This is a genomic window from Geminocystis sp. CENA526 (genome assembly GCF_050753365.1).
Classification (GTDB): domain Bacteria; phylum Cyanobacteriota; class Cyanobacteriia; order Cyanobacteriales; family Cyanobacteriaceae; genus Geminocystis.
In genome coordinates this window covers 1-23,053 of sequence record NZ_JBLZFY010000016.1, presented here as the reverse complement: position 1 = coordinate 23,053, position 23,053 = coordinate 1, and the positions used below count along the sequence as shown (strand labels likewise).

Annotated in this window: 24 protein-coding genes and 1 pseudogene; 17 read left to right on the top strand and 8 right to left on the bottom strand. The window is 33.7% G+C overall.

Annotated features, from left to right (window positions below; genetic code table 11):
* Positions 1 to 292: 292 nt before the first annotated feature.
* From glcD to ACN4EE_RS06820, 4 genes are all read left to right on the top strand, one after another.
* Complete coding sequence (glcD, locus tag ACN4EE_RS06835) at positions 293 to 1,759, top strand: glycolate oxidase subunit GlcD (protein ID WP_431705666.1); 1,467 nt, start codon at positions 293 to 295, stop codon at positions 1,757 to 1,759.
* A gap of 296 nt (positions 1,760 to 2,055) precedes the next feature.
* A complete protein-coding gene (locus ACN4EE_RS06830; RefSeq protein WP_431705665.1) occupies positions 2,056 to 3,222 on the top strand; it encodes a SpoIIE family protein phosphatase in 1,167 nt (388 codons plus the stop codon).
* A 222-nt stretch (positions 3,223 to 3,444) separates the two neighbouring features.
* Positions 3,445 to 3,825: a hypothetical protein gene (locus ACN4EE_RS06825; RefSeq protein WP_431705664.1), complete on the top strand. Its 381-nt coding sequence runs from the start codon at positions 3,445 to 3,447 to the stop codon at positions 3,823 to 3,825.
* A 2-nt stretch (positions 3,826 to 3,827) separates the two neighbouring features.
* Positions 3,828 to 4,169, top strand: coding sequence for a hypothetical protein (locus ACN4EE_RS06820; RefSeq protein WP_431705663.1), 342 nt, complete (start codon positions 3,828 to 3,830; stop codon positions 4,167 to 4,169).
* Positions 4,170 to 4,295: 126 nt separating this feature from the next.
* On the opposite strand, the gene ACN4EE_RS06815 is transcribed toward ACN4EE_RS06820, so the two are convergent.
* Positions 4,296 to 6,065 (bottom strand): bifunctional serine/threonine-protein kinase/formylglycine-generating enzyme family protein, encoded by a 1,770-nt coding sequence (locus tag ACN4EE_RS06815; protein WP_431705662.1) that lies wholly within the window; start codon positions 6,063 to 6,065, stop codon positions 4,296 to 4,298.
* 102 nt (positions 6,066 to 6,167) lie between these two features.
* Between ACN4EE_RS06815 and ACN4EE_RS06810 the strand changes: the two genes are divergently transcribed.
* On the top strand, positions 6,168 to 6,794 hold the full coding sequence (locus ACN4EE_RS06810; protein ID WP_431705661.1) for a hypothetical protein: 627 nt from the start codon (positions 6,168 to 6,170) through the stop codon (positions 6,792 to 6,794).
* 170 nt (positions 6,795 to 6,964) lie between these two features.
* Positions 6,965 to 7,216: an extracellular matrix/biofilm regulator RemA gene (remA, locus tag ACN4EE_RS06805; RefSeq protein ID WP_431705660.1), complete on the top strand. Its 252-nt coding sequence runs from the start codon at positions 6,965 to 6,967 to the stop codon at positions 7,214 to 7,216.
* Between the two features lie 88 nt (positions 7,217 to 7,304).
* Here remA and tgt read toward each other — a convergent pair whose 3' ends face one another.
* Both tgt and ACN4EE_RS06795 read right to left on the bottom strand, forming a co-directional pair.
* Positions 7,305 to 8,405 (bottom strand): tRNA guanosine(34) transglycosylase Tgt, encoded by a 1,101-nt coding sequence (gene tgt / locus ACN4EE_RS06800; protein ID WP_431705659.1) that lies wholly within the window; start codon positions 8,403 to 8,405, stop codon positions 7,305 to 7,307.
* Between the two features lie 122 nt (positions 8,406 to 8,527).
* A complete protein-coding gene (locus ACN4EE_RS06795; protein ID WP_431705658.1) occupies positions 8,528 to 8,968 on the bottom strand; it encodes a hypothetical protein in 441 nt (146 codons plus the stop codon).
* A gap of 551 nt (positions 8,969 to 9,519) precedes the next feature.
* Here ACN4EE_RS06795 and cobS point away from each other — a divergent pair.
* From cobS to ACN4EE_RS06770, 5 genes are all read left to right on the top strand, one after another.
* Positions 9,520 to 10,278: an adenosylcobinamide-GDP ribazoletransferase gene (gene cobS, locus ACN4EE_RS06790; RefSeq protein ID WP_431705657.1), complete on the top strand. Its 759-nt coding sequence runs from the start codon at positions 9,520 to 9,522 to the stop codon at positions 10,276 to 10,278.
* A 145-nt stretch (positions 10,279 to 10,423) separates the two neighbouring features.
* Complete coding sequence (purB, locus tag ACN4EE_RS06785) at positions 10,424 to 11,719, top strand: adenylosuccinate lyase (protein ID WP_431705656.1); 1,296 nt, start codon at positions 10,424 to 10,426, stop codon at positions 11,717 to 11,719.
* A 211-nt stretch (positions 11,720 to 11,930) separates the two neighbouring features.
* Positions 11,931 to 12,629, top strand: a complete 699-nt coding sequence (locus ACN4EE_RS06780; protein WP_431705655.1) for a MerR family transcriptional regulator — start codon at positions 11,931 to 11,933, stop codon at positions 12,627 to 12,629.
* A 2-nt stretch (positions 12,630 to 12,631) separates the two neighbouring features.
* Positions 12,632 to 13,870, top strand: a complete 1,239-nt coding sequence (locus tag ACN4EE_RS06775; RefSeq protein ID WP_431705654.1) for a vWA domain-containing protein — start codon at positions 12,632 to 12,634, stop codon at positions 13,868 to 13,870.
* A gap of 186 nt (positions 13,871 to 14,056) precedes the next feature.
* Complete coding sequence (locus ACN4EE_RS06770) at positions 14,057 to 14,746, top strand: LuxR C-terminal-related transcriptional regulator (RefSeq protein WP_431705653.1); 690 nt, start codon at positions 14,057 to 14,059, stop codon at positions 14,744 to 14,746.
* Here the strand turns inward: ACN4EE_RS06770 and ACN4EE_RS06765 are convergent.
* Positions 14,732 to 15,031, bottom strand: coding sequence for a hypothetical protein (locus ACN4EE_RS06765; protein WP_431705652.1), 300 nt, complete (start codon positions 15,029 to 15,031; stop codon positions 14,732 to 14,734). The genes ACN4EE_RS06770 and ACN4EE_RS06765 overlap by 15 nt on opposite strands.
* Before the next feature lie 43 nt (positions 15,032 to 15,074).
* Here ACN4EE_RS06765 and ACN4EE_RS06760 point away from each other — a divergent pair, with 43 nt between their 5' ends.
* Positions 15,075 to 15,251, top strand: coding sequence for a hypothetical protein (locus ACN4EE_RS06760; protein ID WP_431705651.1), 177 nt, complete (start codon positions 15,075 to 15,077; stop codon positions 15,249 to 15,251).
* Between the two features lie 3 nt (positions 15,252 to 15,254).
* Here the strand turns inward: ACN4EE_RS06760 and ACN4EE_RS06755 are convergent, their stop codons facing one another.
* From ACN4EE_RS06755 to ACN4EE_RS06740, 4 genes are all read right to left on the bottom strand, one after another.
* Complete coding sequence (locus ACN4EE_RS06755) at positions 15,255 to 15,797, bottom strand: hypothetical protein (protein ID WP_431705650.1); 543 nt, start codon at positions 15,795 to 15,797, stop codon at positions 15,255 to 15,257.
* Between the two features lie 15 nt (positions 15,798 to 15,812).
* The gene (locus ACN4EE_RS06750) at positions 15,813 to 16,838 is read right to left on the bottom strand and encodes a hypothetical protein (RefSeq protein ID WP_431705649.1); all 1,026 of its coding nucleotides are present in this window, start codon (positions 16,836 to 16,838) and stop codon (positions 15,813 to 15,815) included.
* Positions 16,839 to 16,922: 84 nt separating this feature from the next.
* On the bottom strand, positions 16,923 to 17,897 hold the full coding sequence (locus ACN4EE_RS06745; protein ID WP_431705648.1) for a hypothetical protein: 975 nt from the start codon (positions 17,895 to 17,897) through the stop codon (positions 16,923 to 16,925).
* A 69-nt stretch (positions 17,898 to 17,966) separates the two neighbouring features.
* The gene (locus ACN4EE_RS06740; RefSeq protein ID WP_431705647.1) at positions 17,967 to 18,422 is read right to left on the bottom strand and encodes a DUF1036 domain-containing protein; all 456 of its coding nucleotides are present in this window, start codon (positions 18,420 to 18,422) and stop codon (positions 17,967 to 17,969) included.
* A gap of 308 nt (positions 18,423 to 18,730) precedes the next feature.
* Here ACN4EE_RS06740 and ACN4EE_RS06735 point away from each other — a divergent pair, with 308 nt between their 5' ends.
* The 5 genes and pseudogenes from ACN4EE_RS06735 to ACN4EE_RS06715 form a co-directional block, all read left to right on the top strand.
* Positions 18,731 to 19,057 (top strand): hypothetical protein, encoded by a 327-nt coding sequence (locus tag ACN4EE_RS06735; protein WP_431705646.1) that lies wholly within the window; start codon positions 18,731 to 18,733, stop codon positions 19,055 to 19,057.
* 139 nt (positions 19,058 to 19,196) lie between these two features.
* Positions 19,197 to 21,101 carry a sensor histidine kinase gene (locus ACN4EE_RS06730; protein WP_431705645.1) on the top strand — a complete coding sequence of 635 codons (1,905 nt, stop codon included), beginning with the start codon at positions 19,197 to 19,199 and terminating at the stop codon, positions 21,099 to 21,101.
* 179 nt (positions 21,102 to 21,280) lie between these two features.
* Positions 21,281 to 22,448, top strand: a pseudogene (locus ACN4EE_RS06725) (IS1634 family transposase).
* A 222-nt stretch (positions 22,449 to 22,670) separates the two neighbouring features.
* Positions 22,671 to 22,889, top strand: coding sequence for a hypothetical protein (locus ACN4EE_RS06720; RefSeq protein WP_431705644.1), 219 nt, complete (start codon positions 22,671 to 22,673; stop codon positions 22,887 to 22,889).
* A partial coding sequence (locus ACN4EE_RS06715) for a type II toxin-antitoxin system RelE/ParE family toxin (RefSeq protein WP_431705695.1) occupies positions 22,882 to 23,053 on the top strand: 172 nt, incomplete at its 3' end. The genes ACN4EE_RS06720 and ACN4EE_RS06715, both read left to right, overlap by 8 nt.

Here is a 23,053-nt window from a genome sequence, read left to right as displayed (position 1 = left end):
ATCAGTTATGTCTCAATAATCTTAATGTCAAATTTGAAATATGTCACCACTAGAAGACTCAAACAGTACACAAATTCGATGTAAGAAACTTGGAAAAATAAAGGTTTAAGAATAGTCGCTAACCAAAATTTACTGATTAAAAAGAATTAACAATTGTGAAATTATTAAATTCCCCTAATACCCTAATACCCCAATACCCCAATGTCTAAACCAGAAAATTTTATATCTAACCTCCTAATCATGCTATAATTTCAAAAATAAAATGCGCAAATCCTAATATTTTTTCTTTACCATGTTTTCAATTTCTACAGATAACAAATGGCAACCTATTATCAAAGAATTAGAAGCAATTTTAGGTAAAAATGGAGTAGTTAAACGCAAAGACGAACTTTTAACCTACGAATGTGATGGTTTAACGGAATATCGTCAACGCCCAGCTTTAGTTACATTGCCCAAAACCACCGAAGAAGTCGCCCAAATTGTCAAAATTTGCAATAAAAATGAAATAAAATGGATTGCTAGAGGTGCAGGTACAGGTTTATCTGGTGGTGCGTTGCCTGTGGAAGATTGCCTTTTAATCGTTACTGCTAAAATGCGTCAAATTTTGGATGTTGACTATGAGAATCAAAGAATTGTGGTGCAACCGGGGATTATCAATAACTGGGTGACTCAGGCTGTAAGTGGTGCAGGTTTTTACTATGCGCCTGATCCTTCTAGTCAGATAATATGCTCTATAGGAGGTAATGTGGCAGAAAATTCGGGAGGAGTTCATTGTTTGAAATATGGCACTACTACCAATCATGTTTTAGGCTTGACGATCGTAACCGCCGAGGGTGATATAGTCACAATAGGGGGGAAAGTCCCAGAAACCCCCGGATTTGACCTAACGGGCTTGTTTGTCGGCTCTGAGGGGACTTTAGGCATCGCTACGGAGATAACTTTGAAAATCCTTAAAACCCCTGACGCTATATGTGTGGTATTAGCAGATTTTAATAGTATTGAAGAAGCAGGAAGCGCCGTTGCTGAGATTATTCGTGCTGGTATTATTCCTGCTGGAATGGAGATGATGGACAATTTTAGTATTAATGCGGTGGAAGATGTGGTTGCTACTGACTGTTATCCACGGGATGCTCAAGCTATTTTATTGGTAGAATTAGATGGTTTACAGGTGGAAGTTGATACTTATAAGCAAAAAGTGGATGCTATTTGTCGATCGAACGGTGCTAGGAGTGTTACATCCGCTAGTGATGCACCCACTCGCCTCAAACTATGGAAGGGAAGAAAAGCGGCATTTGCGGCAATGGGCAAAATTAGCCCCAATTATTTTGTACAAGATGGTGTCGTACCTCGATCGAAATTATCCCAAGTATTAGGAGAAATAAATGCTTTAGGTGAACAATATGGCTATCGCATCGCCAATGTTTTCCATGCAGGAGACGGTAACTTACACCCCTTGATTTTATACAATAATGCCATTGAAGGCTCATTTCACCAAGTAGAAGAATTAGGAGGTGAAATCCTCAAGTTATGTGTGAGGGTTGGAGGTAGTATTTCAGGAGAACATGGTATTGGTAGCGATAAAAAATGTTATATGAGTGATATGTTTACCGAAACCGACTTAGAAACCATGCAATATGTAAGAAAAAGTTTTAACCCCAAAGGCTTGGCAAATCCCGAAAAAATCTTCCCCACTCCTCGCACCTGCGGTGAATCTGCTAATGCGAATCGAGCTGAATTTAAAGGTGCAAATGCCTTTTAATAGATATATTGTAGGTTGGGTTAGCCTAGCGTAACCCAACAAAATTCCTTAACCTAACCACATTTTTTATCTCTCGCAAAGTAGCAAAGTCGGTAAGAAGAATGCAAAGTTTGGTGTCAAGAAATGAAAATTGCTCTAATATTAAGATTAAATCTCCAAAACCCTTTCATTTAACCTCAAACCTGCAACCTGAAACCTTTTTTTAAACATAATTTATCATAATTAAAAAAATCATAACTATTCCCTTTTCCCTCTTCCCTACCCTCACCAAAATACTTTTTCAGCAACCCCTACTTATGAATGAAGATAATTTTTTTGATATTTATTACTATAGTTTAAATAAACAAAATGAAGAATTATGCGGTGATCAAGTAAAATTTACTAAAGGTAAAAATAAGAGTACGATCGTGCTTTCTGATGGTTTAGGTAGTGGAGTAAAAGCGAGTATTTTAGCTACATTAACCACCGAAATTTTAATTACCATGCTTGACGCAGATTTACCCTTAAAGGAAGTAATAGAAACCATTGTCGGTACTTTGCCTATCTGTCAAGTGAGAAATATTGCCTATGCTACTTTTACCATAATTACGATCGATCATACTAATAATAAATTCCACGTTATTAACTTCGATAATCCCCCTATTTTTTTACTGAAAAAAGGAGTAATTGTCACCCTAAAACATGAAACAGAACAGATTTTAAACAAAAAAATTCACTCATGTCAAGGCGTATTAGAAAGGGGTGATTTTTTAGGGGCGGCTAGTGATGGAATTTTGTATGCAGGTTTAGGAAATACGATGAATTTTGGTTGGGGTTGGCAAAATATCGCTCAATTTATGGAAAATATTTTTCGTACTAAAGCCTCTAATTCTCGATCGATCATAGAACAAATTGTCAAAGAAACTAAAAAATTATACTGTGATCATATCGGAGATGATGCCACTTTTGTTGGGGTATATGTTCGTAAACCTAAACCATTAATGATTTTTACTGGACCTCCTTTAGATGTTACCAAAGATGAGGAATATGCAGAACAATTATTAAGTTTTTCTGGGCGAAAAATTATTTGTGGAGGCACGACGGGCAACATTGTTGCTAATTATATGGGAGAGACGATCGAAATGGATATAATGACGATGAGTAAGGAATTACCGCCCATTGGTAAACTTAAAGAAGTGGATTTAGTAACCGAAGGAATCTTAACAATTTCTAAAGCCAAAGAAGTTTTAACTAAGTGTAAATTTGATATTTCTCGACTACCAACTATTAAAAATGGTGCGGTTTTATTAGCTAGAGAAATTTTAGAAGCAGACTCAATTTATTTCTTAGTTGGACAACAAATTAACGAATTTTATCAAAACCCATTATTACCAAAAAATATCTCCATTAGAAGAAGTTTAATTGAAGATTTAGTTAAGTTATTAAGAGATAATCAAAAACAAGTTATCGTCGAATATTGTTAAAAATATCAAATATTCAACCATTGACACTCTCACACACTAAAAATCCATGATCCATTTTTGATCGAGCCTTCTTAGTATGGGGTAGCACAGATAGGACATTCAGCCATTTTTCCAGAGTGATAAGTTCTTTTAAATTTAATTAATTATTACATATATTCGCTTCTTTCAAATTAGAAATGTTATATAATTAGCTATCTCAGAAGAAAATAAATGATTTTAGCTATGAAATTAGTTTTTGATTCAACGGAAAATTTTGAAAAAGAAATTGGTTATTTTGATGATAACGAACGCTTATTAATTGTTAATGAGATTAATAATTATTTTAGTTTACTATTATCAAATCCCGTTAAATTTTATTCTAAAATAGAACAACCTCTACAATTTAAGTTAGTTAATAACTACGATTCTTCTTTATATATTTTACCGATAAATGATCAGTTAAAACTTATCTTTACCGTTGATGAAGATCCCATTTTTGAACAAATTATTATTACCTTATTTCGATTAGTTAAAAATCCAGATTCGATCAAAGTTTATCAGGAAACAGGAGATTTACTATACCATGATTTCTTAGAAAATAAAAAGGTGGCGGTATTGGCATAAAAATGACTCAATTTAAACCTCTTGTGGATGAATATGGCATAATCTATGAAGCAATGAAGATTTTACCAGATAATTTAAAAATGAATTTTCTGGAAGCATTAGCAGAGTTAGAAAATAATGAATGTCATCAAAAAAGAAATTTTCCGAAAACCAGACTTCATGTAATTAAAGGTATCAAAGGACAGAAATTTCCTATTTATCGGGCTGATATTGATAAAATTTCTGGTTGGAGACTTCATGTTCAGTATTTGAATGGACAAATTCATTTAAAAGATATTATTTCAGGGCAACGTCATGATGATGTGATTAAAGTTGTTAAATCTAAAAAAGATCGATATGAGTAAAATTATCAAAAAAACTCTCTAACCCATGCTGAAGTTGACGTTTCTCTTTTTCTTTGAATATAAGGGTTTTATCCTCCCTAACCCCCCTTTGAAAGGGGGGAATAAGAGAGAGTAAAAGAAAAAAGATTAAGTACCACTGGATACATTGCACACAACACGAAAACCGATAACGTAGTCGAAAATAGCTGTACATGTACTTCTACTACGGTAAGCACAGTGACAGTTAATCAAATAGCTGTAGTAACTACCGCCACGCATACTTTTGTATTTCGCACTAAAATTAATGTAAGATGTGCCATCGGTAGGTGTGTTTTGATAATTATCGGCATAATCATCCTCACACCATTCCCAAACGTTGCCTAACATATCGTATAAGCCCCATTGATTGGGTTTTTTCCCCCCTACGGCATGAGTTTGATTGTTTGAGTTTTGACTATACCAAGCATAGTCTCCTAGTTGATTATCGTTATTTCCAAAATAATATTTAGTGGTGCTACCACCCCGACAAGCATATTCCCACTGTGCCTCCGATGGTAATTGATATTTCTGCCCCGTTTTTTGAGATAGTTTCTGACAAAATTCCTGTGCCATATCCCAAGATACATTTTCCACAGGATGATTTCCCCAATGCCCCTTTGAAAGCCAACCTCCCTTTGAAAGGGGGGCATTTTTAGCATTAGAAAAATAAGAAGGATTGTTCCCCGTAATCGCTTGATATTGAGCTTGAGTAATGGGATATTTCGCCATATAAAAAGCATTTAAAGTTACTCGATGTTGTGGATATTCGTCATTACTAGCACCTTTTTCTCCTTGATTTGCTCCCATCATAAAGCTACCTGCGGGGATATAAACCATATCAAGAGTGACTCCATTACCTAAGTCTTCGGTGAAATATTGCTCTTGTTTAGGAGGTATCAATATTTTCTCTTTTTGTTCATTAATAGCTTTTTCATATTGTTTTAATTTTCTGTATTCTTCAGCACTATTAAAATAAGTTTTAGCATCTTCTAAAGAGGAATTAACAATATTTTCAGTGATTTCTAGTGGTGTAAATATATTTTCTTTTTGCCCATTATTTATATTAATCTTATTCTCTAAATTTTCCAGTAAATTAGTAATGGTAAAACGTTTTTTATTTTCTTTACTTAAACAACCTTCAATAATATTTTGCCAAAACTTAGGAATTTGACTGACATTAACTTCCTTATTTACCACTTCCTTCATTAACGCTAAAGGAGTCTCACTATTAAAAGGTAATTCCCCCGTTAATGCCTCATAAATAACCACCCCAAATGACCACATATCCCACGCTGGAGAGATTTTTCCCTCGTAGGCTTCGGGAGGTGCGTAACCCATTGATCCCATCAATGTGGTGGTTTTTGTAGAATTATTTTGGACACTTCTCACCAAACCAAAGTCCGAGATTTTCCATTTATCCCCTACTTTTAAAATATTACCCGGTTTCAAATCTCGATGGACAATTACAGGATTTTGACGGTGTAAATAATCTAATCCTTTGGCTATATCTAATACTAATTCTTTAAGTTTTTCTTCTGGTAATTTACCTTTTTTCAACTCATCTTCTAAACTATAATCTGCTTTTTCCATTAATAAATAGAGAAATTCAAAATTATTTAATGTACATTCTCCGCAGGTATAACAATCGAGTAAATTCTGCTGTTTTAAAGTGGTAGAAAAAATCAATTCATCTAACTGTTTATCGGGGTTATCGGTGATAATTAATTTAACTGCTAATTCTCGAATAAATCTATCTCTTACTACTTCATCCGCTAAATAGACACCGCCAAAACCTCCCGAACCTAACAACCTTTTGAGGTAATATTTATTATCAATATTTTGCCCTTCGAGCATTTTAAATAATAGTTGATTATTCATTTTGTTTAACTATGAAAATATATAAAAATACTATTTGAATTGTAAAGTTCGATCGAACCTTGCCTCTCTATCAATTTATTGGGATGGAATCTTGCTCAATTTATGGAAAATATTTTTCGTACTAAAGCCCCTAATTCTCGATCGATCATAGAACAAATTGTCAAAGAAACTAAAAAATTATACTGTGATCATATCGGAGATGATGCCACTTTTGTTGGGGTATATGTTCGTAAACCTAAACCATTAATGATTTTTACTGGACCTCCTTTAGATGTTACCAAAGATGAGGAATATGCAGAACAATTATTAAGTTTTTCTGGGCGAAAAATTATTTGTGGAGGCACGAGGGGTAATATTGTCGCTAATTATATGGGAGAGACGATCGAAATGGATATAATGACGATGAGTAAGGAATTACCGCCCATTGGTAAACTTAAAGAAGTGGATTTAGTAACCGAAGGAATCTTAACAATTTCTAAAGCCAAAGAAGTTTTAACTAAGTGTAAATTTGATATTTCTCGACTACCAACTATTAAAAATGGTGCGGTTTTATTAGCTAGAGAAATTTTAGAAGCAGACTCAATTTATTTTTTAGTTGGACAACAAATTAACGAATTTTATCAAAACCCATTATTACCAAAAAATATCTCTATTAGGAGAAGTTTAATTGAAGATTTAGTTAAGTTATTAAGAGATAATCAAAAACAAGTTATTGTCGAATATTGTTAACAAGATAAAATCTGACAACTCAATTTGCGCTTTTTCAAAATATCAATTCAGTTTTTTGTCAAAAAAAACGATAAACCACTATATTCAGCTAATTTTCTGTCAAAATCATTGTAAATCTCTATATTTAAAGATATGATGATAAATAAAACAAAAATCTATCATCAAAATTTATGGATACTAAGTTAATTAACATCGGTTTTGGTAATATTGTAACTGCGAATAGAGTCATTGCCATCGTAAGTCCAGAATCTGCTCCTATTAAACGTCTTATCACCGATGCAAAAGAAAAAGGGCAGTTAATCGATGCAACCTATGGTAGAAGAACAAGAGCCGTTATTATAACAGACTCCAATCATGTTATTTTATCGGCAATTCAGCCCGAAACTGTCGCTAATCGTTTTATGATTAATGTGGATAAATAATTTTGTTCAATATGATCAATATTGTTCTTAATTTTAGAATAATTATCCTTCTCAAAAAAAATTCATCCAAAGTCTAGTAAATAAGAATCTAATTTAACCAATGACCAAATTCTGCCATAAAAGTATCATTAATAATTGCCCTACGAATTTTATTTGTAAACTCAATTAACTCGTGTAAATTATGCAAGGATAATAAGATATAGCCTAACATTTCTTTCGATCGAATTAAATGATTAAGGTAAGCACGACTAAAATTTGTACAGGTATAACAACTACATTGAGAATCAAGAGGTGTAAAATCTTCCTTATATTGGGCATTTCTTAAATTTATCCTCTCCCCTTGCACTAATGCTGCCCCATGTCGCCCTAAACGAGTCGGTATGACGCAATCAAACAAGTCAATCCCTGATGCGATGGCAATTACCATTTCCTTATAAGTGCCTACCCCCATCAAATAACGAGGTTTATTGACTGGCAATAAAGGAGTCGTTTGTCGTACAGTTTCATGTATCAACTCAGGTTTCTCCCCGACACTTACTCCCCCAATGGCATAACCCGGCAAGTCTAAACTAATCAAATCCAACGCGCATTGAGTGCGCAAATCGGGATAAATTCCTCCTTGCACAATGCCAAATAGAGCTTGTTTATCGGGCTTGGCGTGGGCATTCATGCACCTTTGTAACCATTTATAGGTTCTTTCCACAGCTATCTCCACTTCATCCCTTGTAGCGGTAGCAGGAGGGCATTCATCAAACGCCATAATCACATCTGCGCCTAAAGCATTTTGAATGCGGATAGAGTTTTCTGGTGTCATATTAATAATTCTGCCATCTTTGGGCGATCGAAACTTAACACCATCATCAGTAATTTGGCGTAAATCTGCCAAACTAAAAACCTGAAAACCGCCCGAATCCGTCAACATAGGTTTATCCCAACCGACAAAACGATGTAAACCACCAGCCTTAGCGACAATATCCTCCCCTGGTTGAATATGTAAATGATAAGTATTACCCAAAATCATTTGAGCATTAACAGAGTGAAGTTGAGAGGGAGTGATACCTTTAACTGTACCAATCGTACCTACAGGCATAAATTTAGGGGTTTCAACTTCCCCGTGAGGAGTGGAAAAAACCCCTGCCCTTGCTTTACTATGAGAGCAGTTTGCAATTAATGAATATGTAAAAGTCACCAAGAGAATGAGTAATGAGTAATGAGTAATGAGTAATGAGTAAAAACTACTCATGCAAAAGGCAAAAGTTATTAATTCTCCACTATTCACTATTCACTATTCACTATTCACTATTCATTATTCTAAAAGTCTTCGTCTAACTGCACATCCCATTTTGCGGATAAAACTTCTTCTAACATATCTTCTAAACAATCAAAACCAATATTTTTTGGAGTTTGCACATCCTGATTAGCGGTAGTAAGAGGAATTAACCTTAATTGACGATTATCTTGGATTAAATCAAAATAGGTTTCTTGAGGCGATACTTGAGTTAATTTCAGATAATCAAAACTTTGAATATTGATGTAGAGACTATTATTACAAACTACTGTAGCTTGATTTGGGTCATTAAATACTTCTAAAATCCAACCAGTGCCTCGATTTAGCACCACATCATCGATGATATGTATGTAGTTGACTTGAGTTAAATCATTGATTAAACGTTTGATGTCTTCTTTGTTAACTAAAATACCCGATTCAATAATGCAAGGTGCCGGTATTTGACAATAATTTGGTTGATTCATAATATTAACCCTTTTTTCGCTCTTACTTACTAATGTGTTTTATGGTGGTTTCATTACTAACCACAATCTTTAAATTAAAAATTTACAATATGAGATAATTAAGTTCTCTAATGAGAAAATAATCAGTTTTTAATCTATTGTTTCATTGACAGATTAAATGTAGTTAAATCCAAAGAAAGTCAATAGCTACATCAAAATCTCATATTTCGATCGATCAGTCAATCTTTAACAACAAAGTTTTTGATGTCAAGATGAATATTCATAGAGATTATTCGACAAAAAAGTCATAATCTAATTCTATATTAATAGCAAATCCAAAATTAAATAAATAATTTTTAATTGTTCGCTACGACACAATTTTAACTTAAAATTTCCTTTTTGTTCAGGTTAATTTTAAATATGGGGATAAAAAATTTGTGGAAATAAAAGAAATACTGAAAATTATCGCCTATCATATATTCTTAAAGTTTCTAGCCACTCATCCATATTTTCTTTAATGGTTTCCTTTAACTTTGTCAATATAATTATTACTCTAGCAATTATCAACAATAATGAAAAAATTGTTCTCTTCTTTTTTCGGGGCGATACTTTTTTATACCATTATTCCTATACCGTCTTTTCTTCCTATAGATTTTAGTAAAGTAGCAGTGTGGTTGCCTTGGGTGGGTTGTTTACTGGGAAGTATATTAGGCTTAATTGCCTATGTTTTAGAGATGTTGGGTTTTTCGCCTTTGATGGAAGGGGTTTTGATAGTTGGATTATGGATATATTTAACGGGGGGGTTGCATTTAGACGGTGTGATGGATACTGCTGACGGTTTAGCTGTGCAAAATCCTGAGAAACGTTTAACGGTGATGAGTGATAGCAATACTGGGGCTTATGGAGTCATGGCTGGAATTATTCTGATTCTGTTAAAGGTAGCCAGTGTCATGGATATTAGGGAAAATTTGGGATTTTATTTGATTTTGTCTGCTAGTTGGGCTCGGTGGGGTCAGTTGATGTCGATCGTACTGTATCCTTACCTTAAGTTAGAGGGAAAAGGGGCATTTTTGAAAAAAGAATTAAATTTACCTTTTGATGTCATTGTGGCTTCATTATTTATTATTCTTTTATGGTTAATTCAATATTTTTGGTTAAAAAGTTCGATCGAGTTGATGATAATAGAAACATTAAGCGGATTTATACCATCATTATTAACGGGATGGTGGTTCGATCGACAATTAGGAGGACATACGGGAGACACCTATGGGGCAACGGTAGAATGGAGTGAAGTGATAATTTTAACTTGTTTAACCGTTATGGTAAATTAAGAATTAACAATGGTGAAATTCCTAAATCCCCCCAATACCCCAATCTCCTAATACCCTAATGTCTAAATCAGAAAATTTTATATCGAACTGAGGTTGTTTTAAGGTACAATATAGCAGTTGTATTTGCAAAAGAACTAAAATTGCAGTGATTGAACGCTATACCTTGCCCGAAATGGGCGGAATTTGGACAGACGAATATCGTTTAAAAACATGGTTACAAGTTGAAATTGCGGTGTGTGAAGCTCAAGCACAAGTGGGCAACATTCCCAAAGAAGCTGTAGAAGAAATTAAAGCAAAGGCTAATTTTGATGTTCAAAGAGTATTAGAAATTGAAGCCGAAGTACGCCACGATGTCATCGCTTTTTTGACTAATGTTAATGAATATGTGGGAGACGCAGGAAGATATATTCATCTTGGTATGACTAGCTCTGATATGCTCGATACCGCTTTAGCATTACAAATGGTCGCTAGTTTAAATTTAATTCTCGAAAGTGTGGAAGAAACCATCCAAGCTATTCGTTATCAGGCACAACAACACCGTTATACTTTTATGGTAGGTCGATCGCACGGAATCCATGCCGAGCCTATCACCTTCGGCTTTAAACTCGCTGGTTGGTTAGCAGAAATGCGCCGTAATCGGGATCGTTTAGTCAAATTACGTCAAGATGTGGCAGTGGGCAAAATTTCAGGTGCTGTAGGTACTTATGCTAACATTGATCCTCGTATTGAATCGATCGCCTGTACTCTTTTAGGTTTAGAACCAGATACTGCTTCCACTCAAGTTATTTCCAGAGACAGACACGCTGAATTTGTGCAACAAATCGCCTTAGTTGCCGCTTCCCTAGAAAGATTCTCTGTAGAAATTCGCAACCTACAAAGAACCGATGTTTTAGAAGTTGAGGAGTATTTTTCCAAAGGACAAAAAGGCTCATCGGCGATGCCCCATAAACGAAATCCTATCCGTAGTGAGCGTATAACGGGCATGGCTCGTATCATTCGGGGAAATGCGATCGCCGCCTTAGAAAACGTGGCTTTATGGCATGAAAGAGACATTTCCCATAGCTCTGTCGAAAGAGTAATTTTGCCTGATACTTGTATTTTGATTCATTTTATGTTAAGGGAAACCACTAATTTGATTCAAAACTTGTTGGTGTATCCTGACAACATGGCAAGAAATATGAACGTTTATGGAGGAGTGATCTTCAGTCAAAAAGTTTTACTAGCGTTAGTTTCTAAAGGCATGAGTCGAGAAGATGCTTATCGTATAGTTCAAGGATGCGCTCATCAGGCATGGAATACTAAAGATGGTAATTTCCGTAATTTGGTAGAAAATCATGCTGAAATTGCCGAATTATTGACAGATTCTGAGATTGATACTTGTTTCGATCCTCAACAACACTTAAAAAATCTTGATACAATTTACCAAAGATTAGGCATTTAATTCAATAGACATCTTCAAAAAAACAGGCATCTTGCCTGTTCTACGGTGGTAAAATTATAATTAGAGGTTGTCTCATGGTTTTTTTGTGAAAGAAGGTAATAGTGTTTACAATAATCAAGAAAAAATGTAAGTTAAATGGGTTTTAGCTTAAGTTTTATTGACATTGAAAAATGATATTGACATTTTATAAAACTAATGTTATTCTAAAGTTATGGACTTAGAAACATTAGAAAACAACCATCATGAATGGTTAATCGATGAATTTGTGGAGGTAGCTAATGGGTTATTGCCTTTATATCTTCCCCAGATGAAGGGTAATAGCAAAGTTAAAGAAGAAATTAATACTCGATTGGTGCGATCGTACACCAGTCAAAGGTTGATGGATGAGCCTATTCGGCAAAATCGTTATGCTTTTTATACCTATCGTCATCTTTTACAATTATTGTTAGTTAAGCGTTTATTAAGCGATGGTATCGGCACAACGGCAATTAATGATTTACTTACCTCGAAAACTAATCAGGAGTTAAAAAATTTATTAGTGGGAGGTATTCAGATTAATATTACGACAGCCCATCCGATTTTAACTGAAACCCACAATTCCAGTAATTCTGCTTTGGATTTTCTCTCTGATTTAAAGGGGAAAAGAAGTCAATCAACGATGAGGGGTAGCGTCAAACAAGAGAATCAAATCCCATCGATCGAGAACAAAAATACCATGTCTGCGTTAGATGAGACTTATAGTCATCAAAATTTGTTAGACAGGGAAGAAACTTGGACTCGTATCAGGATTTTAGACGGTTTAGAGTTACATATTCGTGATGATTTTGTTTATCCCAATAGTATCAAAGAGCGAGAGTCTTTAATAGAACTTTTCAGCAACATTTTAACTAAATTCTTCAAAAAGAGGTAATTATGACTAATATTAAGCCCCAAGTGCAATTTATCTGTTTAAGGGATGCTATTGCATCGGATGCCGTGACTAATCTTGATGTGATTGTCAGAATCTATATTCCTGAAATCCAGACTAATCGACAACGCCCAACTCTTAATTTAGGCTTGGTGATCGATCGATCTGGTTCAATGCAAGGTGATAAAATCAAGTATGCTCGTCAAGCGGCTATCTATGCAGTGCAACAATTAGCGGAGTCGGACAGAATTAGCGTTACCATCTATGATGATACGGTGGAGGTGATTATTCCCTCTCAACAGGCTACTGATAAACAGAATATCATCGATCGAATCAATGGCATCACTCCTCGCAATATGACGGCGTTGTATGACGGTTGGCTAGAAGGGGCGACTCAGGTGAGTAAGTATCTGCAACCTGAACATTTAAACCGTGTTATTTTGTTATCCGATGGTTTGGCAAATGTGGGAGAGACGAATCCTGATGTGATTGGCAATGATGTTAACGGGTTGAGTAAACGGGGGGTTAGCACTACGACAATGGGCATCGGCGATGATTTCAATGAGGATTTGATGCAGGGAATGGCTTTATCTGGAGATGGTAACTATTACTTTATCCAAAATCCCGATCAGTTACCAAGTATTTTCAATGGTGAGTTACAGGGGATTATGGCAACCATTGGGCAAAAAGTCAGTTTAGGGATTAATTCTTTCTCTCCTGTGGAATTGGTGGATGTGTTTAATGATTTGGAAAAAACGGAATACGGGCGTTATAAATTACCGAATCTTATCGCAGGAAATCAGGTTGATGTGGTATTGCGGTTAAAAATTCCCCCCATGACGGAATCAGCACCTCTGGTTAAATTCCGATTGGCTTATGATGACAATGAAACCCAGTCAAGAAAAATCTCTCATCATCAGTTACAGTTACCTGTGGTTAATTCTGCGCAGTTGAATGATTATCCTTTTAATGAGGAGGTAAAGGCAAAAGTTGCTCAGTTAATGGCTTCACGGGCAAAAGAGGAGGCGGTAAGAAGCCTTGACAGGGGGGATATTATCGGTACAAGGGAGCGTTTAGAGGAGGCAAAAGAAGAAATGATGGCTTCTGGGGTGTGTTTTGACATGATTGAGCCAGAAATAGCAGAAATGGATAATTTATTAGAAGATTTGGCAAGGGGTGAGCGTCAATCCATGCGAAAAAATGCTCAATATCAAGCCTATAACAAGCGTCGTAGCCGTCCATAAAGTTTATAAAGTTCGATCGTAGAGGCTTCATCAAAAAATATTAAGGACAAATTGCATAAATTCTCAAAATGAATATGATAAATAAGTAGTAAGTACAAAACAATCTACCATCATCAAAATCAAGGGAGTAAAAACAAGGTAAAATGTGATACAAGTATTATTATTAATATTTTAAAGACTACTGACATGAATAATATCGAATATTTAATAGATATAAATAGTAATAAGAAGCAATTAGTCTTTTTAGTTGTAGAAGATCATCCTGAAGTAGGAGAAAATAACTGTAAATATCTCCAAGAAATATCTCCTTCGGCAACTTGTATTTTATCAGAAAATCCTACACAAGCACGGAATGTACTAAAAAAACAAGCCGTTGATTTAATAATTCTTGATCTTCAGTTTGGTAACGTTTCGGGGGTTAATTCTGCGAGGGATGGATTAGATTTTTTACAATTTTTATTTGTAGAATATCCTTACCTTAATATTCTTGTTTATACAAGTGATCCTAGTCTATTGAAAAATGAGTTAAGTTTGATTCATAATTATCAAGGTGGTTTTGTTGTAGTGAATAAAATTGAGAGAAGATCGAGCTTTATTGAAGGTGTTAAATTAGCTTTAGATGGTGGTTTCAAAATTCCTTATGAATTAAAACATGAATTGATCTTAACTCCTAAAGAATTATATATTTTACAGTTAATTTGTCAAGAATCTTTAACGGATAAGGCGATCGCCCAGAGAATTAATGTCTCTCTAAAAACTATTCAAAATTATGTACAAAAATTAAAAATAAAACTAAATGTTAACCCCTCGGAAGAAACTAGTTCTCGTGTGGCTTTATGTGTGGAGGTATTGAGAAGAAAATTAATCAGTTTTTAGATTATTCCAACGATGACAATGATTAAAACTATTTACACCAATAGCTGTGGTATAAACTTTCTCCGATGGTGAATAAGGGGGCACTCTTCTTAAATAAGCCGACAGAACTTCTCCTTCATTGATAATTGAAAAGTTATTGATAGGAGTGCCGGGGGCTGGGATATTAGTTGGAGAGTTAGAGATTTGTTGAGGATAATTCATATAAATAGTGATATTTTCTCTTTCTGTCAAATTCGATGATGAATTGATGACTTGTTCGACAAGGGCTTCTATTTTGTATGTCATAGGATTTGGTGCAACTCCTGTCTCTGTAATATTAAGTATTTTTATGATTAAAGATTCCGGCGCAGACTTTAATTCTTCCGAATCGCAAATTAACCAAGGTGCAGGTATTGCTTTACTAGAGTTTGACGTTAAATTTAACACTATAATACTGTTGATGATCAGGAAAAATATAAAAAATATCATTTTAGTCATTGGACTTCCCCATAAATCTAATTTTTAACATTTATTGAACCTGACTTGATTTGGCATATTCAAGCATTTGTCTATCATTCAAATCTATCTCATAAATGTAACCAAGTTTGATCGCAATACGACGACGAAGCCCATAACTAGGAAAGATTTTATTATTTAACAAAGACGTTGCCCGAAAATTAGCCAAATCAATTAGTTGAAGCATTTGATCTGCATTTATATTGTTGCCAAAAATTTCAAGAATTTGTTGACCACAATTATCTATTCCCATAGCATTAGATGTCCTCTCCAGTTGCTCAATTCTTCCTTCATAAGCCAGTAATAATATATCTAAACACTTACCATATTCATAGGAATTATTGAAAGTAAAAACTATATTTTGAATACGGGGATCGATCGACCTTGGTTGTGGATTAATGTAAATAGACTTTAACTCAGAACTATTTTCATTTTCTTCCCCCAATAAAGGATTAATCGCTTCATTTATGGGAGTTAAAAAAGTTTGTGCTTGAATATTTGTAGCTAATGCTATCAAAAATATAATGGTAGTCAAAATCAAATTTCGAGATCTCATTAATTTATTTCCTCCTTAAAAATTGCTTAGGTTGATGGAATAATTCCCCGCAGAGTATTTACCATTAGGATAAGCACATCCTATATACTTATTGTTAAAAGTTACAGTAACCTGTTGAGCTTGAGATGCACAGTTACTTTCTGCTAAACCATGTCCAGCAAATAAAGAACGTAATCTAGCTAACATAGTCGGATCGGTAATGGGTTGTTTTGTTGTCAAATCAAAAAATGCAGACTGTGGTATTTCTCCTCCCATGTCTATATTTTGGTTATAAGTAACAGTACCGGTTTGCAGGGGATATTGAGGTTGTTGAGGATATTGAGGTTGTTGAGGATATTGAGATTGTTGAGGATATTGAGATTGTTGGGTATTAGAAGGAGGAGTAGATGCTTGACGTATTTTTTCTATTTCCGTTATAGCATTGAGAATATCACGATTAATAGTTTGAGGATCTTGGGCGAATTTTTCCACCACGACTAAAAATTTACCATTCCACCATCCTCCATGACGATCAACACATTTACCTAAAATTCTGGTTTTACAATATGATTGAGCTGTAGCGACTCCTCGAAGGAAGGAAACATTCGTTGATGCTAACTGAACATAGTTTCTCGCTTGTTCTAATGATTTCATCGCTTCAGAATAGCCACTAGCTTGTCCAGAAGCACCTACACCTTTATATTGTCCACTGGCTTTTAATTCTTCTGCCATGCGTTCTAATTCTCTTGCTTTACTAAATATTTGACTATAAACCGCAGACTCTTCCCCTGATTGAGTCATTTCTGTAATTTGTGCATTACCACGATTGTCATTAATCGCTATTAATTGATGATGAGTAACAATCCATCCTAAAGGTGCTTTGTATTGAAATCCTACTTCAACAGAAGACATCGTTTTTCCCGTGTCAACCGTTTGTTCATGAGTACATCTTGTCCCAACTGGTGCTTGAGACATACTAATAGATGAACAAGAAAGATTCGCAGAAGCTGGTTTTGAAAAATAAGTTACTAAACCTATTGTGGCTAGTGTTGTTGCGACCATTATTTTTGAATAAAAAAATTTCATTATTGTTACCTCGTAAAAATTTTAATCAGTAGAAAAAATAAATATTGTTAATACTTTACTTTAACGACAACCCGAAAACCCTGTTTGAATACCTATTGCACTTCGTACAGGAGAGGGTAAGTTATTATATGTTGAGCAAGATTTGCTTATTGTTCTTTTAAACTGTTCCGATATAGTACGTCCATTTCGTTCCGTTATATAAATGTCTAATTTGTGTACATATTGAGCAATCTCTGGATTAATCTTTATCTCTTTAAAGTCTAGTGTATGATACGGACATTTATCCCATGTACCACAAGCAGTTTTAATATCAAATGGCTCAGACACAAACAAAGCATTACCTTTTCTATCTACTCCTACTACGTTCACCGTACCTCTGACACCTTGAGTCCTCTTTGTAGAAATATTTTCTCCATGAATCATTAAAGAACCATTGCGATATAGATTGACATTTGCTCTTGTATAACCTCCTCCAACTCTTTGCTGAAGACTATTTGTTAATGTGCCAGTTTCGGGTTGATCAAATTGATTTTGTGGCTGTGGTTGTTTATTTTGAGCCAACTTATCATGTTCTGGACAATTTAAAGTTTGGGTATAAGTTCTATCACCTGGGGAGGATGTTTCCACTTTTCTCATACCATAGTTTTTTCCATTAATAGCAGTGAAAGTATCCTTTCCTCCCCAAGTCAATTTAGAACCATCAGTGGACTCTGCATAATAATAAAACAGACGATTATGGGTATCTGTTCCTTCAAGATGAGTTTGTCCCCTTCCCGCCTGAAAGTTATACCATGATCTTGTTTCCCATTGCCCCGATAAATTCATAAAACGAACTGCTATTCTAATGGGTGCAGATGAACAACCGTTGACAAAACTAATGCGAAGGGGTGCAATCGGAACAGCGTACTGAGCCAGTAGTTGTATATTTGAATCATCATTCTTTGTCTGAGAATGTGCATTGGGAATATTCAATACAAGGCTAGAAGCAACAAGGGGAATAGCAAATAAAGGTAAGAAATAATTATTTTTTATCATTTTAAGGACACTCCTAATATATAAAACTTGGTGTTTTTGATGAGCAATAGGCTTATTAGAAAGAGAAAACTACCTAAAGGTGTGCGTATATCTACCAGGGCCTGTAGCCATTCCCATATCTGATCTAAAAAAAGGTTGTTCTCTACCCCTCACCTGAATAACCCTGTCTTTACCACCCCAAGTATTTCCATTCGCATCATGGGCGTGAAAATAAATATAGCGATGTCGAATTTTGTGGTGATTACCTCCTAAAATCAATGCTGTTTGACCCGGTTCTAAACGCCAATATCCCTCTGTTCTCCATCCCATATAAGGATCTTGACCATGTCTTATAGGAGTTGGTATATCAGCATCATAGCTTGTTCCCCCATCCGGTCGATAAGAAACTGCAACCCAAATAGTTTGATTATGAGCATTATGAATATGAACTGTATAGTATCGGCGACTTGTGCCAACTTTTCCATCTCTGACACAATTCCTTTCCCACGGAAAACAGAATAAGTCTGCATAAGTTGGTGTTGCCATTAATATAGAAGAGGTAATAGCGATAGTTGAGACTAAACCAATCCGAGTAATAATTTTTGAAATCTTCATCAGTTTACTCCTTGAATCATTTACTTTTATTGTATTAATTATCAGAAGAAAAAACTTACCATAAACCCTAAACTTTGTTGCGTTAAACCGCAATTTTTTTTAGACAAAAACCCACCAAAAAAAACTTTAGATTTCCTTAAGATATATATATGATAACTCCTAATATTAAAGGAAACGTAATTATAATGAAACTTTTTATTTCTTTCCTCATATCGATAATTATTACCACTAGCTTATCTATGTCAATAATGGCACGAGAAATTTGGCGAGGGAAAGGACAAATTATTAGAGGTGAAGGGGAGGGCGGATTATTAAATTTAATCTTAGAAATAGATGACAATACTATTAAGTTTTTATCTGGACCTTCTCAGAATCAGGTTATCAGTTTAAATTCTTATTCTTCACATCTTAATAATAGTATTGCAGTTATGGATGATACTTGGCATTTTCAAAGTCAAAATAGTGAATTAACTGTCACTCTATATCAAAAAAAACCCTATCGAGTTATTGTCTATAAACTATATACAAGCCCTATTATATCTCAACCTAGATTTCAATTTCCTTAAATAACTCTTAAGAAATATTAAGTTAAGGTTTGTATCAAAATTATCGTACTTTTCTCCGATGATCAAAGATAATGTAAATATAAATAAATGATCATTTTCAGTATATTAATTATTTTTATGTTAACTTTCTCAATTAGCCATGAAACAAGTAAAAACTAATTTAATTTATGCTATTTTACTCGGTTTATTTGGGGGAATTATTTATCAAACTATATTATTTAATATTCCTTTTATTCGTTATTTAGATGTTAAATTTATCGATGTTATACAAAACTTAAAATCAGAATCATTACCGCCTGAGAATATTGTTTTGGTAAAAATTAGAGAGAGAGATTTAAGAAGTTGGGGAGTATTAAAAGAACCAGATTTTTACTCTCAAATGATACAAAATATTATCGATGATGGGGCAAAAGTCATTGTTTTAAACTTATTGCCTGATTGGGTTAAATATGCAGATGAAAAGAATAATCCCCTTAAAAACTTAATCATTAATAATCAAAATAAAATTGTTTTAGCAACTCGTGTACCTTCTCTTTCTCCTGATAAATTATCAGAGTTACACAAATATAATCAGATTTTTCCTTTTGATTCTCAGACTAATATTTTAATTAATCCTTCTCAAATACAGGGTTTTTTTTCTTACGATGCGATCGCACATAACTTTTTAACATTGAATCATCCTGCCCGAACAATGTATTTACAATCTGAGTTTATTTTAGCAGATGATGTGAGAAAAAAAGAAAGTTTTAAATCAGTTGCTTTATTAACTCTAAAAAAGTATAAATTATCTACTCAACAAGCAAATATTTTTGAGATTAAAGATAGTATTAAAAATCAAAAAATATATATAAATTATCGCTATAAAAACTTTAATTATTTATCCATTGATGATTTAGAACAAAGTTTTACCCAAGATTTTTTCCGAGACAAAATAATTATAGTAGGCTTTAGTGATCTCGATAATCCCAACTCTTTACCGATGTACTCTCCTAATGGAGAAATTATATCAGGATTAAAATTACAAGCTCTACAAATAACTAATTTACTAGATAATTCTTATTACTATATTTTACCTTCATCTATTCAAAGTATTTTAATTATTACGATCAGTGTTATAATTTCTATTTTTTCTTTACATATAGATACCTTAAGCAGCAAGAAGAAAACTATTTCATTATTAATTTATTTTATTTTTGTTCCATTTACACTTATTGTCGTGAGTCTATGGCTAAAGATAATTTTAGATTATATTATAGTATTTTTGACTTGGATATTAACTTATATTTTTTGTCGTATATGTCTAAAATATATTTTACATGAAGAATTATTGCAAAAGCAAGAATGTGAGTTGATTAGACTTAAAACTATGGAACAAGAAGCAATTATTAATCAAGCAAAAAAATTAATTAAACGTCTGGCAGTGGAAATTCACGATGGACCATTACAGGAAATAAAAATAATTTTAGATGAGTTAGAATGGTTAGAAAAAGAAAACCATCAACCACAACTATCAAAAAGGTTTAATCTATTATTAAATCAGGTAGAAAAAATGGGTAAAAACTTACGTTGTATTTTAGGAAAAAAGACAAATAATTTACTAGAAATTAGTCCAGAGTTGAAGAATGGTTTAACGAAAGGATTAGAAATAACACTCAAAAATTTAGAAAAAAATGATCAACTTTTTTTGCCGATAAATTTAGATATTGAAAGGATTAATGAGCCAAATTTTACCAGTCTTTGGTTGTCTGATAGAGAAGATATATATATCTTTTTTTGTGAGGCTATTAGTAATATAATTAAACACGCTCAACCGCCTTATGGAAATGCTACTTATGTTGAAATTATTTTGAAACAAAAAGATGATTTTATATTTTTAGAAATTATTAATGATGGCATCGAATTAACAAAAAATGAGAGAGTGAACGGCGGTTATGGTTGTAAACTAATGGAGATAGTAGCCATGGATTTACCAGAGGGAAATTATCACAAGAAAATTGAGAAAAATCTCTACTATGTATGTCTTAGTTGGAAAATGCTTTATTAATGGCACATATAGCCGAACTTCCCTCGTACAATAGTATTAAAAAATAGCTGAAACCTTTATCAATTCTAACTTAGACATTAATAAATCTAGTTCTTTTGTACCCATGTATTTTTAATATTTTCTTAAGATTTGTGGAGACGATATTTTGCTATGATAGTAGTCATGTAGAAGAGATAATTATGTATATCGAAAAAGTCCCTAATCGCAATTCACCTCCTGCCGTCTTACTCAGAGAATCCTATCGAGAGGATGGAAAAGTTAAGAAAAGAACTGTGGCTAATTTATCTAAATTATCCGATGATGTTATTGAGAGTATGAAACTAGCTTTAAAAGGAACTAAACTCTCCATTAATGAAGCAATTCCTGATAATTTTCACATAGTTAGAAGTCGTCCTCATGGTCATGTGGCTTTAATTTTAGAGACGATTAAAAAGTTAAATTTAGACACTATTATTAGTTCTAAATCCTCTCGTAATCTTAATTTAATTATGGCAATGATTACCGCCAGAATTATCAATCCTGCATCAAAATTAGCTACCGCTAGAAGTTTTAATGAAGAAACCTGTAGCAATAGTTTAGGAAAGATATTAAATCTTGAAAAAGCGGAAGCAAAGAGAGGATTTATTATTAAAAGCGGAGGAAGAATTAAATAAGATAGTAAGTGCGACTCAAAGAGAAAAAAGAGCGTTAAAGGAAAAGGATAAAATAATTGTGAGAGTAACGAGAGTAATGAATAAATATAAGGTAAATAAATATTATAATTTAGAGATAAAAGAGGGAAGTTTTAATTATAGTAGAAAATTAGATTTAATAGCTCAAGAAAGAGCATTAGATGGGGTTTATGTAATTAGAACCTCGGTAAAAGAAGACCAGATGTCATCGGAAGAAACGGTGATAGCTTATAAGAATTTATCTCAGGTAGAAAAAGCATTTCGTTGTTATAAATCCATAGATTTAAAAGTGAGACCAATTTATCATTATAAAGGAGAGAGAGTGAAGGCACATATATTTTTATGTATGTTAGCTTATTATGTAGAATGGCATTTAAAGAATGGGTTAAAGCCATTATTATTTGAAGATGAAGAAACGGAAAATAAATATGAAGAAATAGTGAGAGCATCTCGAAGTAAATCAGCCCAGTTAAAAGATAGAAAAAAAAGGAATAAAGATGATTATCCCTTACATAGTTTTCGGACTTTATTAGAAGATTTAGGTACAATTTGTCTTCATCAAGTAGAATGTAATTTTGAAAAAGGAAAGTCGAGTTTCCCGACAATTACTCAACCAACGAGATTACAACAAAAGGCATTAGATTTAGTAGGAGTTTCCTTAATTTGTACCCAGTAAATGAGGGATAATAAATGATTCAAAACCATACACATCACAGGTTTTGCTTTTTGTCAAAGGGGGAAGTTCGGTTATATCGAACTGAGGTAAGAACTTATTAAGTTGTTATCATCATCAATATAAAGAGATAGATTCGATCGAGTTTTTTGGGGGGGAAGTTCGATCGAGCTTTCATTTTATATATAATAAACTTAGTTTTTAACGGTCAAGAGGAAAACTATAATGTCACAAACCATCCAATTTGGTCAAATTTTAGAGATGATTGATTATCTTTCTCTGGATGAACAAGATGACTTAATTAATATTATTCGCCATAGACAAATTGAGAAAAGACGAGAAGAAATTGCTCTAAATATTACTCAAGCCCGTCAAGATTATCAACAAGGAAACGTATTTCGGGGAGACGTTGATGATATTATTGCTGAATTAGATAATGACTAAATTAATTCTCACTCCATCCTTTAAACGGGCTTTCAAAACTATTATTAAAAGAAAACCAGAGTTAAAGCCCAAAATCGAATTGAAATTAAGATTACTAGCTAATAATCCTTATGATCCTGTATTACGCACTCACAAATTGAAAGGAAGATTATCAGGGGCTTGGG